This window comes from Glycocaulis abyssi, assembly GCF_041429775.1.
Lineage (GTDB): Bacteria > Pseudomonadota > Alphaproteobacteria > Caulobacterales > Maricaulaceae > Glycocaulis > Glycocaulis abyssi.
Genome location: NZ_CP163421.1, coordinates 942,282 through 957,688, shown reverse-complemented (window position 1 = coordinate 957,688; position 15,407 = coordinate 942,282). Strand labels below are relative to the sequence as shown.

10 protein-coding genes are annotated in these 15,407 nt (G+C 63.2%); 1 reads left to right on the top strand and 9 read right to left on the bottom strand.

Annotated features, from left to right (window positions below; translation table 11 throughout):
* Nucleotides 1-70: 70 nt before the first annotated feature.
* The 9 genes from AB6B38_RS04710 to AB6B38_RS04670 form a co-directional block, all read right to left on the bottom strand.
* Nucleotides 71-1,126 (bottom strand): GGDEF domain-containing protein, encoded by a 1,056-nt coding sequence (locus AB6B38_RS04710; RefSeq protein ID WP_371394619.1) that lies wholly within the window; start codon nucleotides 1,124-1,126, stop codon nucleotides 71-73.
* Between the two features lie 124 nt (nucleotides 1,127-1,250).
* Complete coding sequence (locus AB6B38_RS04705) at nucleotides 1,251-2,669, bottom strand: DEAD/DEAH box helicase (RefSeq protein WP_371394618.1); 1,419 nt, start codon at nucleotides 2,667-2,669, stop codon at nucleotides 1,251-1,253.
* Between the two features lie 191 nt (nucleotides 2,670-2,860).
* Nucleotides 2,861-4,135: an amidohydrolase family protein gene (locus AB6B38_RS04700; protein WP_371394617.1), complete on the bottom strand. Its 1,275-nt coding sequence runs from the start codon at nucleotides 4,133-4,135 to the stop codon at nucleotides 2,861-2,863.
* A 1-nt stretch (nucleotide 4,136) separates the two neighbouring features.
* On the bottom strand, nucleotides 4,137-5,555 hold the full coding sequence (locus AB6B38_RS04695; RefSeq protein ID WP_371395071.1) for an amidohydrolase: 1,419 nt from the start codon (nucleotides 5,553-5,555) through the stop codon (nucleotides 4,137-4,139).
* A gap of 151 nt (nucleotides 5,556-5,706) precedes the next feature.
* On the bottom strand, nucleotides 5,707-7,806 hold the full coding sequence (gene parE, locus AB6B38_RS04690) for a DNA topoisomerase IV subunit B (protein ID WP_371394616.1): 2,100 nt from the start codon (nucleotides 7,804-7,806) through the stop codon (nucleotides 5,707-5,709).
* 56 nt (nucleotides 7,807-7,862) lie between these two features.
* Nucleotides 7,863-8,471, bottom strand: a complete 609-nt coding sequence (locus tag AB6B38_RS04685; protein ID WP_371394615.1) for a hypothetical protein — start codon at nucleotides 8,469-8,471, stop codon at nucleotides 7,863-7,865.
* A 45-nt stretch (nucleotides 8,472-8,516) separates the two neighbouring features.
* Nucleotides 8,517-11,726 (bottom strand): autotransporter domain-containing protein, encoded by a 3,210-nt coding sequence (locus AB6B38_RS04680; RefSeq protein ID WP_371394614.1) that lies wholly within the window; start codon nucleotides 11,724-11,726, stop codon nucleotides 8,517-8,519.
* A gap of 205 nt (nucleotides 11,727-11,931) precedes the next feature.
* Nucleotides 11,932-13,335 carry a type I glutamate--ammonia ligase gene (gene glnA, locus AB6B38_RS04675; protein WP_371394613.1) on the bottom strand — a complete coding sequence of 468 codons (1,404 nt, stop codon included), beginning with the start codon at nucleotides 13,333-13,335 and terminating at the stop codon, nucleotides 11,932-11,934.
* 67 nt (nucleotides 13,336-13,402) lie between these two features.
* On the bottom strand, nucleotides 13,403-13,741 hold the full coding sequence (locus tag AB6B38_RS04670) for a P-II family nitrogen regulator (RefSeq protein ID WP_371394612.1): 339 nt from the start codon (nucleotides 13,739-13,741) through the stop codon (nucleotides 13,403-13,405).
* Between the two features lie 110 nt (nucleotides 13,742-13,851).
* Between AB6B38_RS04670 and AB6B38_RS04665 the strand changes: the two genes are divergently transcribed.
* Entirely contained in the window at nucleotides 13,852-15,384 is a 1,533-nt protein-coding gene (locus tag AB6B38_RS04665; protein WP_371394611.1) for an NAD(P)H-hydrate dehydratase, read from the top strand.
* Nucleotides 15,385-15,407: the final 23 nt, after the last annotated feature.

Sequence of the window (15,407 nt, the reverse complement as noted above, 5' to 3'; positions counted from 1 at the left end):
GCACCCCCGTTTGCCGGAGGTGCATTCTCGTTCGAAATATCAGATCAGGAAAGGCGTCTGGTGGCGAAAGCTACGCCGCCGCCGCGCCGGTATCGTCTTCGACGCTGTCAACGGTAACGCGGTTACGGCCAGTCTGCTTGGACTTGTAAAGGTTAGCGTCCGTCCGCTCGATCAGGCGTTCCACCAACTCGCCGTCGTGATGCTGGGAAACGCCCATGGACACGGTGATGTGGCCGAGATCCTCGTTGGTGGACTTGCGCAGCAGGCGCTTGGATTCGACTGTTGCGCGGACCTTCTCGGCGATTTCTGCCGCATCAGCCATGGTGGTTCTGGGCATGACGATGGCGTATTCCTCACCGCCATAACGCGCCACGATATGGGTGTCCTTGGCAAAACGGGACAGGCAGGCAGCGACAAAGCGGATGATCTGGTCACCCGTCTGATGCCCCCAAGTGTCGTTGAAGCGCTTGAAATGGTCGATATCGCATAGCACCAGGCAGAAATCGTCACCTTGCAGATCCGCATCACGGCGGGCCTTGCGCATGGCTTCATCAAAGCGTTTGCGGTTGGCGAGGCCGGTGAGGGCGTCGGTCATCGCTTCTTCGCGGACCCTTTCCAGATTACCGCGCAGCTGGTTCACCTCCACGGAGGTTTCCTGCAGGCGGCGCTCCAGCTCGCGCGAGCGGCGCTGCATGCGCGCGGTGGCGGAGACCAGCCCCTCCACCATGCGTTTGAAGGCTGCGATATCGGTGGTGTCGCCCAGCTGTCCGGAAGCACCAGCCAGCGCTTCGCCATAGGCGGCAGTGTCGCGTTCTGCTGCTTCGAGCGTCTTCACGACGGCGCCCAGCTCGCGGCTCATCGCCCCGCCAGTGTCCAGCACGGCATCCTGAATGCGCTTGAAGGTGAAGTGGCGCTCGTAGAGCTCGTCGCACAGATCATCATCGATCGGGCCGCCCTTATCGACGGCGCGCTGGAGCGTTTCGGACAGTTCGGGGATTGAATCAGAAACGTAAGCAACCCAGACGGCGTAGTTCTGCGGGGTGGGAGCTACATCGTGCTCGTCCATAAGGTCCAGCGCGCGCCGCGCAAGATCAATGCCTTCATATGTTTGCAAGCGACCGTTCACGTGAACTTCCCCGTATTTTCCAGACCGAATTCTTCGGACCAATGACTCCCTTGAGGCGAGAGATTAGGGGCGCTTTGGAAAGATGGGGTAAACGCGGCAGACGAATTTTGAATTATTTTCGCGCCTAGCCGAATGCCGAGCGCAGCAGGAATTCGGGAACATGATCGCCGAAACCGGCCGCTTTCACGCTTTCACCCTTGTCCTTGCCACGTGGCTTGCGGCGTTTGCCGGTTTCCACATCGTTTGCAGGCGCCGGGGCTGCGTCCTCTGCCGGAGCCGCTGGCTGGGCAGGGGGCTGGCTGTCAGCTTTTTCGGGCGCTGCGCGCTTGCGCGCACGGCCGCCACGGCGTGACCGGGCTGCCTTGACCTCACCTTCGGCTTCGCCAGCCTTGGCAGGCGCCGGGGCTGAAGTTGGCGCGCCGTCCAGCGCCAGTGTCTCCGGTTCGCCGCCGATCAGCTTGACGACATTGGCGAGCGATTTCTTGTCATCGCCCGTTACTAGCGTGATCGATTCGCCGGTCAGCCCGGCGCGGCCGGTACGACCGATGCGGTGGACATAATCATCCGCGTTGCGCGGGATGTCGAAATTGAAGACATGGCTGACTGCGGGAATATCGAGGCCACGGGCCGCGACGTCCGACGCCACCAGAATGCGCACCTGATCGGATTTGAAATCGGCCAGCGTCTTCATGCGCTGGGCCTGTGCCAGATCACCGTGGATCGCGGCCGCAGAGAAGCCATGGCGCTGCAGCGAGCGCGCGACAATGTCGACATCGCGCTTGCGGTTGCAGAACACGATGCCGTTCTTGACGTTGTCGCGGTTGATGGCGGCACGCAGCGCGGCACGTTTGCCTGCAGGAGAGCCATCGGCGACACGCACGATGTATTGCTTGATGGTCTCGGCGGTCTGGGCCGGGCGCGAGACTTCGATGCGCTCGGGATCCTTAAGGAAGGTGTTCACGATCCGCACGATTTCATTGGGCATGGTCGCGGAGAAGAACAGGGTCTGCCGGCGCGGCGGCACGAGCGAGAAAATGCGTTCAATATCGGGGATGAAGCCCATGTCGAGCATGCGGTCGGCTTCATCGACGACCATGATCTCGATGCCCATGAGCATCAGTCCGCCGCGCTCGAAATGGTCCAGCAGGCGGCCGGGCGTCGCGATGAGAATGTCCGCGCCCTTGTCGAGAATTTCCTTTTGCGGCTGGAAGGCGACCCCGCCAATCAGCAGCGCCATGGTCAGCTTGTGGTTCTTCGCATAGAGGCGCACATTCTGCGCCACCTGGTCGGCCAGTTCGCGCGTGGGGCAGAGGATCAGCGAACGGGGCATACGCGCACGCGCACGGCCACGCGACAGGCGTTCAATCAGCGGCAGGGTGAAAGAGGCGGTCTTGCCCGTCCCCGTCTGCGCGATTCCAAGTACATCGCGGCCAGTCAGTGCCACCGGAATGGCACCGGCCTGGATAGGGGTCGGACTGGTGTAGCCAGCGTCCTTGATGGCTGCCAGCAGGTTCGGGCTCAAGCCCAGATCATCGAAAGTCATGCGCCTCATATCCGCCCCGGCCTCAAGGCTCGGAGCGCGCTGTCATACGTTCGGGCGGGTTGCGCGGATCGCAAGCCGCTTGCGTCGCGCAACATAGGCGCGCGCCATTGCGTGTCAACGCATCCTAGCGCAGACGTGATGTATCGCTGCCGCAGTGTGACTTAACGCCCATACCTGCAGCAGCGATATCTCTAGTGACGATAGCCGTACTGGCCGTCCGGGACGCGCTCGGCATAGCGCTCGGCGAGCCGGGACTGGCGCGAGATCATGGACTGGCTGACCCCGTCAATGATGACGGCCACCGGCGCGCTCATCACTTCCAGCGGGTCGCCGTCCCAGATCACCACATCACCGGCATAACCGTCGGCCAGTGCGCCATAGCGGTCACCCACACCATATATCTCGGCCGGGGTCAGGGTGATGGCCCGGAAGGCGTCCTCCCAGCTGGCGCCGTGGGCCACGGCATTGCCCGCATGCTGGGTAATCAGGCGCGGATTGAAATAGAGGTCTGCGCTGATCGTGGTGTAGGCGGTCTGCACACCTGCGGCGTGAAGCCGGGCAGGGGCATCCAGGCGCGCGGCCAGTACGTCGAAGCTGGCAGGCAGGTTGCGCAGCGGGTCCATGATGACGGGAATGCCGGCGGCCGCGATTTCGTCGGCGACCATCCAGCTTTCGGCGGCACCGGCCAGGATAAAGCGCGCTGACGGGTGCTGCTGGGCAAAGCGCAGGGCGCGGCGGATATCGGACGCCCGCTCGACCTGCAGGACAATCGGGATCTCACCGCGCACGGCGGATACCAGGGATGCCGCGTCGAACCGGTTGATGGCATCACCCTCATGGTGGGACATGAAGCGTCCCGGATAGAAGCGCGCATCCTCAAAGGCTGCCCGCAGATAGGCCCAGGCCGCATTGCGTGAACCGCCCGCGGTCGACGCGCCGGACTGCGACAGGTCGACATAAAGGAAGGTGCGGTCATCAAAGATGGAGTCCGGCTGGCCGGAGCTGTTGGCCAGGGCCCCGCGTCCGCCGATCACGCCGCTTCCCGTTGACGGGAAGACCGCAAAGCGCGTGATGCCCCGCCGGCGGCTGTCGGGAATATGCCCGCCTGCCGGGTTGAAGCCGTCGGCCACATCGATGGCGGCGGTGAAGCTCGCACCGGGCGCTGAGGCATCCGATGTGGAGCTTTCAAGTGCCACTTCGATCAGGCCAAGCTGGGTATGCGGGTGGAATATGCCCGGCGTGATCCAGCCGCCATTGGCGTCAACAGTTTCCACCCCGTCGGGGATGGAAACATTCGCGCCAGCGGCCACGATGACACCGTCGCGGATAAGCACCGAGCCGCTTTCAACAATGCCGGCATCGCTATTGGTGACAACGCGGCCATTGGTGACGGCGATGGTCTGGGCCGATGCCGCGCCAAGGCCGATGGCGGCCAGTGCCGCAGCAGATATGAGAGATTTCATCATCTTACAGCACTCCTTCGCCGGGCTGGCCGAGGGTGAAGTCACGCACGGTGCGCCGGGCCGGGTCTTCGCGGTCGAACATCAGCGCCCCGTCGATATAGACGTGATCGGCGACGGCGTAGGTGGAGAAGGGATGGGCAGACCACAGCACGACATCGGCGCGCTTGCCTGCTTCCAGCGATCCCGTCTCGTCGAAAATGCCAAGCCCGCGAGCCGGGTTGGAGGTGAACCAGGCGACGGCTTCGCCATCACTGACCTCTATGCCGAGCCTTCGCCCGGCGGCGAGCGCCTTGGCGACCTCCTGATTGAGCCGCTGGATACCTAGCTGGTCATCAGAGTGGATCATCGCGCATGCACCCGCAGCGTGAACGAGGGCGAGATTTTCGTTGATGGAATCGTAGGCTTCCATCTTGAACCCGCCCCAGTCGGCCCAGACAGCGGCGCAGACATCACGCTCGGCCAGCATGTCGCCGATCTTGTAGGCTTCGACCGCGTGGTGGAACGTGGTCACCTGATAGTCGAACTCGTCTGCCATATCGAGCACCAGCGCCATTTCATCGGCGCGGTAGCAGTGCATCTGGATGAGGATTTCACCCTCCAGCACGCCCATCAGCGTATCCAGCTCCAGATTGCGGGTCGGCGGCGTGGCGTCCGCATCGCCGGCATCCCAATAGCGGTGCCAGGCGCGGCGGTATTCCACCGCGCGCTGCCAGGCTTCGCGGTAGCCGGCCATATTGCCCATGCGTGAGCCGGGCGCGCGGCCCTGTCCGCCATAGACGCGTTTCGGGTTCTCGCCGCAGGCCATTTTCAGCGTGTAGGGGGCATCAGGAAACTTCATGCCCTGTACGGTGCGCGAAGGCACGTTGCGCAGCGTGATGCCGCGTCCGCCAAACAGGTTCGCCGAGCCCGGCAGCACGTGCAGCGTAGTCACGCCGCCGGCCAGAGCAGTGTCAAAGCCGGGATCCTGCGGCCAGACGCCGTGCTCGGCCCAGACCTCTGCCGTCACCGGGCTGGTGATCTCATTGCCGTCGCTATGGGCGCTGACGCCGGGGGAGGGGTAGACGCCCAGATGGGAGTGAATATCGATCACGCCCGGCGTTACATAGCGTCCGCGCCCGTCAACGATGGTTGCGCCGTCCGGAGCCTCGAGCCCTTCGCCGATACCGGCAATGCGCCCGTCCTGCATCAGCACGTCGTAGTTTTCAAACTCGCCGCCAATGCCGTCAAAGACGGTCGCGCCCTGAATGAGCACCACTTCGGAGGGGAAGGGAGTGTAGGTGGAGGGGTAGGGGTCCGGGTTAAAGCGGACAAGCCCGTCACCATTGCCAGTGCTGGCACCATTGCCGTTTGCGGTCTCGCCTGCATCGCCATTACAGGCCGCAAGGCCAAGGGCGGCCAGCCCTGCCAGCGCGCCCGCCATCATGGGCCATAGCGCGCCCTTGTTCCGTGAACCGTGTATCGCCACCGTTCAACCCTCCCCGTAAGATTTCTTAGCGGCCAGCAGGTTCGCCGGAATCCGCCAGCGGGGGAAGGGGGTTATTGTGTTACATCACAAGGAGTTGAGCGGTTCACCCCTACAAATCAATCGCTTCCACGAAGGGCGCATGTTCCTGGATGTACTGGAAGCGCAGCTCTGCCTTCTTGCCCATCAGGGTTTCCACCAGATCATCGGCCTCCTCGCGGAAGGCGTCATCAATGGTCACGCGCGCGAGTGAGCGCGTCTGCGGGTTCATGGTGGTGGCTTTGAGCTGGGCCGGCGTCATCTCGCCTAGCCCCTTGAAGCGGCCAAGCTCGACGCGCTTGCCCTTGAACTCGCCATTCATAATGGCGTCCTTCTCTGCCTCGTCCTGCGCGTAGAGGGTCTTGGCCCCGACGGTCAGGCGATAGAGGGGCGGCTGTGCCATGAACAGGCGTCCGCTCTCGATCAGGCCCGGCGTGAAGCGATAGAAGAAGGTGGCCAGAAGCGCCGCGATATGTGCCCCGTCCACGTCCGCGTCGCACATGATTATGACGCGCTCATAGCGCAGGTCCTCAAGATCGAACTTGGAGCCCGGACGTGTGCCGAGCGCCAGCATCAGATCGGAAATTTCCTGATTGGCGGCGATCTTGTCCGGCGTTGCCGAGGCGACGTTCAGGATTTTCCCGCGCAAGGGAAGGATGGCTTGCGTCTTGCGGTCGCGCGCCTGCTTGGCCGAGCCGCCGGCCGAATCGCCCTCAACGAGGAAGATTTCCGTGCCGTCCGCGCCGGAGGTGGAGCAGTCGGCCAGCTTGCCGGGAAGGCGCAGGCGGCGGGTCGCGCTCTGGCGCTGGACTTCCTTTTCCTTCTTCTTCTTCAGCCGGTCCTCGGCGCGCTCAACCGCCCAGTCGATCAGGCGGGCCGCTTCCTTGGGCCGGGCGGCGAGCCAGTGGTCAAACCGGTCGCGGATGGCGTTCTCGACAAGGCGTTGCGCCTCTGCCGTGGCGAGCCGGTCCTTGGTCTGGCCCTGAAACTCCGGGTCTTTCAGGAAGATGGAGACCAGCACGCCCGCCCCGCCCATCACATCGTCCGGCGTGATGAGGCCGGCCTTGCGATTGCCCGCCAGCTCGGCGTGCGCTTTCAGGCTTTTGGAGAGCGCGGCGCGCAGGCCCGCCTCGTGCGTACCGCCTTGCGGGGTGGGCACGGTGTTGCAGTAGGAATTGGAAAAGCTGTCATGCTCGCCAAATCCGTTGGCGGAGAATCCGACGGCCCATTCCACAGCGCCCATGCGCCCTTCAGAGCGCTCGACACGGCCTGAGAAGTTCTCGGTAACAAGGGCCGCGCCCTTGACCAGTTCTTCGAGATGATCGGCCAAGCCGCCGGGGAAGGAGAGCACGGCCTCAGGCGGCGTTGCCGTGCCTTCGACCAGCTCAGGCACGCACGACCAGCGTATCTCCACGCCCCGGCGCAGGAATGCCTTCGAGCGTGACATGGCAAACAGGCGCGCGGGCTTGAAATGCGCGCGGCTGCCGAAAATCTCGTGGTCTGGCTTAAAGCGGATTTTGGTGCCGCGCCGATTGGGCGCTGCGCCGAGTTTCTGCAAGCTGCCCAGCGGCGTGCCGCGTGAGAAATTGAGCCCCCAGAGCGTGCGGTCGCGCGCCACTTCCACCTCGACACGTTCTGACAGCGCGTTGACGACCGAGATGCCGACCCCGTGCAGGCCGCCTGCCGTCTGATAGGCTTTGTCGGAGAACTTGCCGCCTGAATGCAGCGTGGTCATCACGATTTCCAGCGCCGACTTGCCGGGAAATTTCGGGTGCTCGTCTACGGGGATGCCGCGGCCATTATCCGTAACGGTGACAAAGCCTTCCTCATCAAGGCGCACCTCGATGCGGTCGGCATGGCCAGCCACTGCCTCGTCCATCGCATTGTCCAGCACCTCGGCGAAGAGGTGGTGCAGCGCGCGCTCGTCGGTGCCGCCGATATACATGCCCGGCCGCTTGCGCACCGGCTCCAGCCCTTCAAGCACCTCGATCGAGGAAGCGTTATAGCCGGGCTGTGGCGGAGGTGGCGGAGCAGGAGAGGCTGCGCGCGCGCACGGCGCAGACGGCTCTGCTGCCTTCACGGGCTCAGGCTCTGCGCGCGGGGCGGGCGAGGCGGGTTTCGGGGCAGGCGCGCCGCCGCCAAACAGGTCATTTTGCGAATCGTGGGTCATCACCTTGCACCATGCCCGATCAGGGGTAGTGCAGGAAAGCGTGTCGCGCCGCTTATCCCCTACCGGAACCAGCGGCTGCGGCGCTGGCAGGAGCGCAGCTGGCTGTCATAGCGGCGGGCATCGGCCTCGACCTGGCTTGCGGCGCGTTGCAGCCAAGCCTTGGAGTTGTGGGTGCCGCGATTATAGCCGGTATGGCCTTCATGGTAGGCAAAATAGAGATTGCGCGGATCATCCAGAGAGATGCGCGACAGGCGCTGGCTCATCGAGGCGTACCAGCCGATGAAGTCTACCGCGTCGGCGAAATTGGTCCGGCGCGCGGAGCGGTTACCTGTCTGCTCGCGATACCAGTCCCAGGTGCCGTCCAGCGCCTGCGCATAGCCTTGTGCCGATGAGGCGCGCGGGCCGGGCAGGACGATCAGCCTGCGGGTGCGGGGCGGACGGGCATTGGCAACGAAGCTGGATTCGCGGTTCACGAAAGCGAGCTGTGTGCCTTGGGAAAGCCCCCAGCGGCGCTCGGCCCGTTCCGTCGCGCGGCGCCAGGCCGGGTACTGGGAAAAGATGGCACAGGCGTTCTGCACCTGCGCAGGCGGGGCACGGTGGCTGCAGGCAGACACGATAGCGGCCGCCGCCGCCAAAAGTGCAAAGAAGAGAGCCAGACGCAAAACCATGGCCAGAGTGTATCCCTCGCCATGGTTAAAGAGCGTTAAACCGTCCTAGAAGTTCATCCGCAGGACAAGGCGGAGCATATGGTTCACGTAGTCATCGCGATAATCGGCGTCGTACGCGAAGGTGAAGGTTGTGTAGTTCGACCCTGCGGAGAGGCCGATACCCGCCAACAAGCCCGCTGACGGCAATTCGGCAGCGCGCAGGGTGAACGGGTTGCCATTCTCGCCAAAGCGGGCTGTCGTCGTGCCGGAATTGCCCGAGAAATCTCCGCGATAACCGGCCCGGACATAGGGCAACCACCAGCTGCCGGCGCGGTTGAACATCCGGCCCACCGTGATTGTCGCGCCTCCGGTCAGCGCGCTCGTGGTGCGGCTATCGACAAACAGGGCCAGTTCCGGCGCCGTGTTGTCGAGCGCGATCTCGCTGAACCCGTCCTCGGAGATGGACAGCCAGGTCAGCGACGCTTCAGGGCGCACGATCCAGCTGCCAAGCGCGATATCGCGCCCGGCCTGGGCAGACAGGGAGTAATGCCAGCCGCTCCAGTCAGCCGATGTGGAGCCGCTAAAGGAGCCGATGCCAATACGGCGCTCGGTCTCAAAGCGGTTGATGCCCGCTGAAGCGGTGAACGACGCATCAATGCCGCCCAGATCAATGGCCGCATAGCCCGATACCTGGCCCATCAAAGTGGTCATCGGGTCATGGTTGAGGCCGATCTGCTCGATTTCGCTCGCTGCGCCGGCAAAGCTGACCCCAACCGCGTAGAACGGTCCGAGCGGCCGGTCGATGCCGACGGCAAGGCCCACGCCGTAGCCGCGATAGCCCGGGCCGAGCGTGGTGTCCGCGCGGTCCGCATAGTAGCCGAACTCCTGGATCCACATGCCGGCAAGCTCTGAAGGTGAAAGACGGGCATTGCGCAGACGGGTGGAAACCGCGCCTGCCGCCGCGTCGTGCGAGGCCAGGGCGAACTGGATCGCGCTGGCTGCGTATTCAGGCAGCAGCTGGTCGTAGGCGCTGTAGAACGCGTCCGCATCGCGGATCGACGCAATGGCGTTACCCAGCGAAGAAACGTCTTCGAACAGGGCGACAGCGGCGTCGTAAACGGCGGCACGGTTGGGATCAAAACCGATCTGTTCGGCGGTTTTGCGTTCCAGGCTAAGCACAATCGAATTGGGATCGCCCGCGTCGCGCTCGAGCGTCGCCGAATAGATGAACGGCGTATCGACCGCCTCAAGGATCACTGATTCTTCGGCAATATTCAGGGTGCCAGCAGAAATCACCTGATAGGACCGGCTCTGGCCGACAAGCTCCGACAGGGAAACAACGAGTTCGGAGCCCTGTTCGAATGTGATATCGCCGCTGGCGGACAAGGACGCGCCCGCCCCGGTGTTGCTGTCCAGAACCAGGTCGAGAACCGCCCCATCCCCGAAACGGGCAGAAGTGATGGTGATCGCGTTGGTAAGGCCCAGCGCCAAAGTTGAATCTTCAACGTCAATCGACAGCTGGCCATCACCGGAATTGATGGCGCCGTTCAGCACCGCATCGCGCAGGATCAGGCTGTCTGCTCCATCGCCAAAATAGATATCGCCGTTCACCTGGCCGGCCAGAATCTCAAGCGTGTCCGCTCCCGATCCGAAGCGGATATCGCCGTTGATCTCCGGCGCCGGGGCATCGTCATCGTCATGGGCTTCCTGCGTAATCGTCAGCCCCGTAGTCATGGAGCGTGCATCAATGGCCGTCAGAACGGGGCTTGATCCATCTACCAGCTGGAGCGTGTCGGCGGCGATCATGCGGGTGTTTGTGATGGTCTGAAGGCTGTCGCTTTCGACCAGTACCGCGGTTGCTTCCGCGCCATCAAACGTCAATCGGGCAATAATATTACCCGTGTTGTCGATCCGGGTCACCGTGGCGCCGGATTCTATGTGCAAACCCTTAGCGGTGCCGTCGCCAAATGCGCCATCGGCGAACCCGTCGTCTTCATGCCCTCGGCTTGATGTAGCTCGAACGGTTCCCGAATTGGTGAAACCCGCCATTTGCGCGCCTTCGCCAAGGCGGACCGCCGTGGCGTGTGCGTCGTAGGCTTCCGCAGCCACCGTTCCAGTGTTCTCAAATCCGCCTGCCTCCAGGATCGCCGCGTGGATCGTGCCGTTTACATCCCGGCCGGCAATTAGCAAGGCTGTAGCATTAATGCCGTCGAACAAGCCATTGGTTCTTACTTCGCCGTCATTCACGAAACCGAAGCCGCGATTTCGGATGACGGTGGCGTCTTCGTCCGCATCTTCGCTGGTGTCCGCCTCCTCATAGACGACTTCCCCCAGCGTCAGCGGGTTTGTTGCGTCATCACCTGGCCGGATAACGAGCGCGGGCGCGCTCCCGTGATTGCGGATCACACCGAGGGGCACGCCGGTTGCGTTGCTGGCTATGAACACGCCGTCAACTACCGAACCGGCGATGACGACCGTTGCACCCGATTGCCGCTGATCCTCGTCGATCGGGCTACCGTTGTTGGCTAGCGCCTCATACACCTCACGCGAGGTCCGTTGGGAAATGCGGTAACCGTTAGACTGCACCTGGCTGGAGATGCGGATGCCGCCGCCGATATCGGCGTCGATTACCAGGGCGGAAGAGCCAGCTCCAGTGGAGCTGACATTAGCGGAGGTCGGAACCACCACGTCGCCGCTTACCGGCCCCTCGATCGATATTGTGGTGCTGTTTTCGCCTGTTAACGAAATCGTGCCACCGAGATTGAGATTGCCATCAATCCCTGACGCCACCCGAACCCCATAGGAGTTCTGCCCGACAACGGTGATGTTGCCCGACAACGAAACATCACCGTTGAACGCTGCGCCTCCTGGCGTTCCGACCAGCACGCCGGTCTTGTTGGTTTCCTCGGTCAGCACATCCAGCGCTTCGTCCACGGGCCTGCTCTGGACGGCGTCGGAGTCTGTAAGCTGAATGGAGCCGGCATGAGTCAGGCTGCCGGTTCGTCCGCCTTCCAGAAAAATGCCTGTGGCATTGCTCTGATCAGCAATCGTGATTCTGGAGCCTGTCGCCGTTTCGACCGAGTTGTCGGAGTCGATGACTACCGCCGGACCGCTATCGCCGGTCAGCGTCACGCGCCCGCTGGACGTGATAACAACGTCGCCGGACGTGGACGTGCGTACCGGGCTGGTACGTTCGTCGCTGATCTCCTCGTCAGCCCAGACAGGCGACGAGCACAGAGCCGCAATTGATGCAGCAGCAAGAAGACGACGGCGCATAAAGACCCTCCGGCGGACATTCCCCTCTGGCCCGGCAATCGCCCGGCGCAGTAAGCCATGCAGAGTCTTAGACCAAGCAATTGTCGGCGTCGACCACCCAGGCGCGCTTGTAATCTTCCGATCACAGTCACGAAAAGGCCCGCCGGAGAACCGGCGGGCCTGATGCGCTGGCAAGGCAGATTGCCTGACCCTCGTGGCGGATAGCCTAGACCTTGTAGTAGAGCTCGAACTCGACCGGGTGAGGGTGGTGCTCGATCCGGCTGACCTCTTCCATTTTAAGGTCGATATAAGCGTCGATCTGATCGTCATCCATGACGCCGCCCTTTTTCAGGAAGGCGCGGTCCGCATCGAGGTTTTCGAGCGCCTCGCGCAGATTGCGGCTGACGGTCGGGATGTCTTTGAGCTCTTCAGGCGGCAGGTCGTAGAGATCCTTGTCCATGGCGTCGCCGGGGTGGATCTTGTTGGCGATGCCATCAAGACCGGCCATCAGCAGGGCCGTGAAGGTGAGGTAGGGATTGCCGGCCGGATCCGGGAAGCGCGCTTCGATGCGCTTGCCCTTGGGCGAGCCGACATACGGGATACGGATGGAGGCCGAGCGGTTGCGCGCCGAATAGGCGAGCAGCACGGGTGCCTCAAAGCCCGGTACCAGACGCTTGTAGGAGTTGGTGGTCGGGTTGGCGAAGGCGTTGATGGCGCGGGCGTGCTTGATGATGCCGCCGATGTAGTAGAGGCACATTTCGGAGAGGTCGGCGTATTTGTCACCGGCAAACATCGGCTTGCCGTCCTTCCAGATCGACTGGTGCACGTGCATGCCCGAGCCGTTATCGGCGTAGACAGGCTTGGGCATGAAGGTGGCCGTCTTGCCGTAGGACGCGGCCACGTTGTGGACGATGTACTTATAGAGCTGCATGCGGTCGGCCATGTTCAGCAGGGTGGAGAATTTCATCCCCAGCTCGTGCTGACTCGGCGCCACTTCGTGGTGGTGCTTTTCCGGCTCCAGGCCCAGCTCGCGCATGACGGCAAGCATTTCGGTGCGCATGTCCTGCGCGGAATCGATCGGCGGAACCGGGAAGTAGCCACCCTTCGGGCCGGGGCGGTGGCCCAGATTGCCGCCTTCCATCATGGTGCCGGAATTATAGGGGCCTTCCTCGGAGTCCAGCACATAGCCGGTCTCGTTCTGAGCGGTTTTCCAGCGCACATCGTCAAAGACGAAGAACTCGGCTTCGGGGCCGAAATAGGCGGTGTCGCCTACGCCAGCGGCGGCCATATAGGTCTCGGCCTTTTTCGCCGTCGTACGCGGATCGCGGTTATAGGGCTCGCCGGAGATGGGATCGTAGATGTCGCAAAACACCGCCAGGGTCGGCTCCTGGAAGAACGGATCGACATAGGCGCTCGCCGTGTCGGGCTTGAGCACCATGTCGGACTCGTTGATCGCCTTCCAGCCATTGATCGACGAGCCGTCGAACATCTGGCCGTCCTCGAAGAAATCGGCATCGACCATCGACTTGTCGAAGGTGACGTGCTGCAGCTTGCCGCGCGTGTCGGTAAAGCGCAGGTCCACATACTCGATATTCTCGTCCTTGATCTTCTTCAGGATCGCGTCTGACATGTCGTCCTCGTTTCAGTGTTGCGGGCGGTTGAACGCCAGGAGATGAGTGAAAAGCCGAGCGCCCGTCCTAGAGCGCGTTGTCGCCGGTTTCGCCGGTACGGATGCGGATCGCGGTCTCCACGGGCATGATGAATATCTTGCCATCACCGATCCGCCCGGTCTGCGCCGCGTTCTGGATGGCCTCCACGGCGGCATCCACGCGGCCATCGGGGATCACCAGCTCGATCTTTATCTTCGGCAGGAAATCGACCACGTATTCCGCGCCCCGATAGAGCTCGGTATGGCCTTTCTGACGGCCAAATCCCTTGGCCTCGGTCACGGTCAGACCCTGCAGGCCGATTTCCTGAAGGGCTTCCTTCACATCATCGAGCTTGAAAGGTTTTATGATCGCTTCGATCTTCTTCATGAAGCTGGTCTCCTTGATGAAGAGACGCATAGCCGAGGCGGGCTGCGCCTCAAGCTAATCTGGTTACGGCTGATCGGGCCGGTGCAGGGTTGCTCGCAAGTGAGGCATGAATGTTCAAAAACATGGCAGCGACCATGCCGGGGCCTGAAGTGCTCGACTGTGCCGGGATGACGCGGGCGGATGCGTTTGCGGTTCGCCAGGGTGTTGCCTCGCTGACATTGATGGAGCGGGCGGGGGCAGGGGTGGCGCACGCCATCATGGCACGGTGGGCGCCGCGTCCGGCGGCGATACTATGTGGTCCGGGGAATAATGGCGGCGACGGGTATGTCATCGCGCGCCTGCTCCGCGACGCAGGCTGGCCGGTGACGGTTTTCTCGCTCGGCGACGTCGCAGCTTTGAAGGGCGATGCCGCGCATATGGCGGGGCTCTGGACGGGTGCGGTCAAGTCACTGGATTCATTCAAGACGGAGCGTTTCGCTCTGGTCGTTGATGCGCTGTTCGGGGCGGGGCTTTCAAGGCTTCTGGACGGCATGGCCTTAAAGGCGTCCAGAAGCCTCGCTGAGCGCGATTGCGCGGTTGTGGCGGTGGATGTGCCCAGCGGCGTGAACGGCGATGAGAGCGGCTCTGAGGGGGCTTGCGTAAAGGCCGATCTGACGGTCACGTTTCACCGGCTGAAACCCGCCCATCTCTTCCACCCGGCGCGCGCCGCCTGCGGTGAGATCATCGTTGTCGATATCGGTATCCCGGATGGTTGGCGGCAGGGTGCAGGCGCTCTGCCCGAAATCGTGCAGCTGCCGGGCATCACCCTGCCGGATACCGGGCATGACCGCGCTGTGCACAAGCATGGCAAGGGACGGCTGTGCGTGCTGGCAGGACCGCCGGGCGCAACCGGCGCTGCGCGCCTTTCCGCCATGGCGGGGCTTAAAGCAGGCGCAGGGCTGGTCACGCTGCTGTGCCCGCCCGCTTCGCTGATGGAAGCAGCCAGTGCCAGCCTCGCCGTGATGACGAAATCCATCCGCGAGGATGACTTTGCCGACACCTTGAGCCTCCACCGCCCCGGTGCGCTTGTGATCGGGCCGGGGGCCGGGCTCAACGAGACGCTCAAAGCGCGCGTGCTGGCGGCCCTCTCTACCGGCGTTCAGGCCGTGCTCGATGCCGATGCGCTGAGCGTGTTCGCTGATGACCCGAAAGCGCTGTTCGCTGCCTTGCATGATCGCGCCGTGCTGACGCCGCATACTGGCGAGTTCGAACGGCTCTTCCCCGGTCTTCTGGACGCCAGCGCCAGTCCGCTGGAGGCTGCCAGAGCCGGATCACAACAGTCTGGAGCTAACGTACTCCTGAAAGGCCCCGCCACCGTGATTGCGCACCCGGATGGCCGCGTGGCGGTGAATATCCACGCCAGCGGACGCCTCGCCACGGCAGGCAGCGGTGATGTGCTGGCCGGGATTATCGGCGCTCTCATGGCGCAAGGGATTGCGCCGTTCCAGGCCGCGCGGTCAGCCGCCTTCCTCCATGGCGAGGCGGGATATCACCTGCCGCCGGGCGGTACGGCAGAAGACCTGCTGGCGGTAATTCCGGCTGCGCTGGAAAGCCTTGGGCGCGAGCAGGAACGCCTGCTGACGCTCAATCGTCTGGGCCGGTGACAGATAGGCCATGGCCCTTGGCC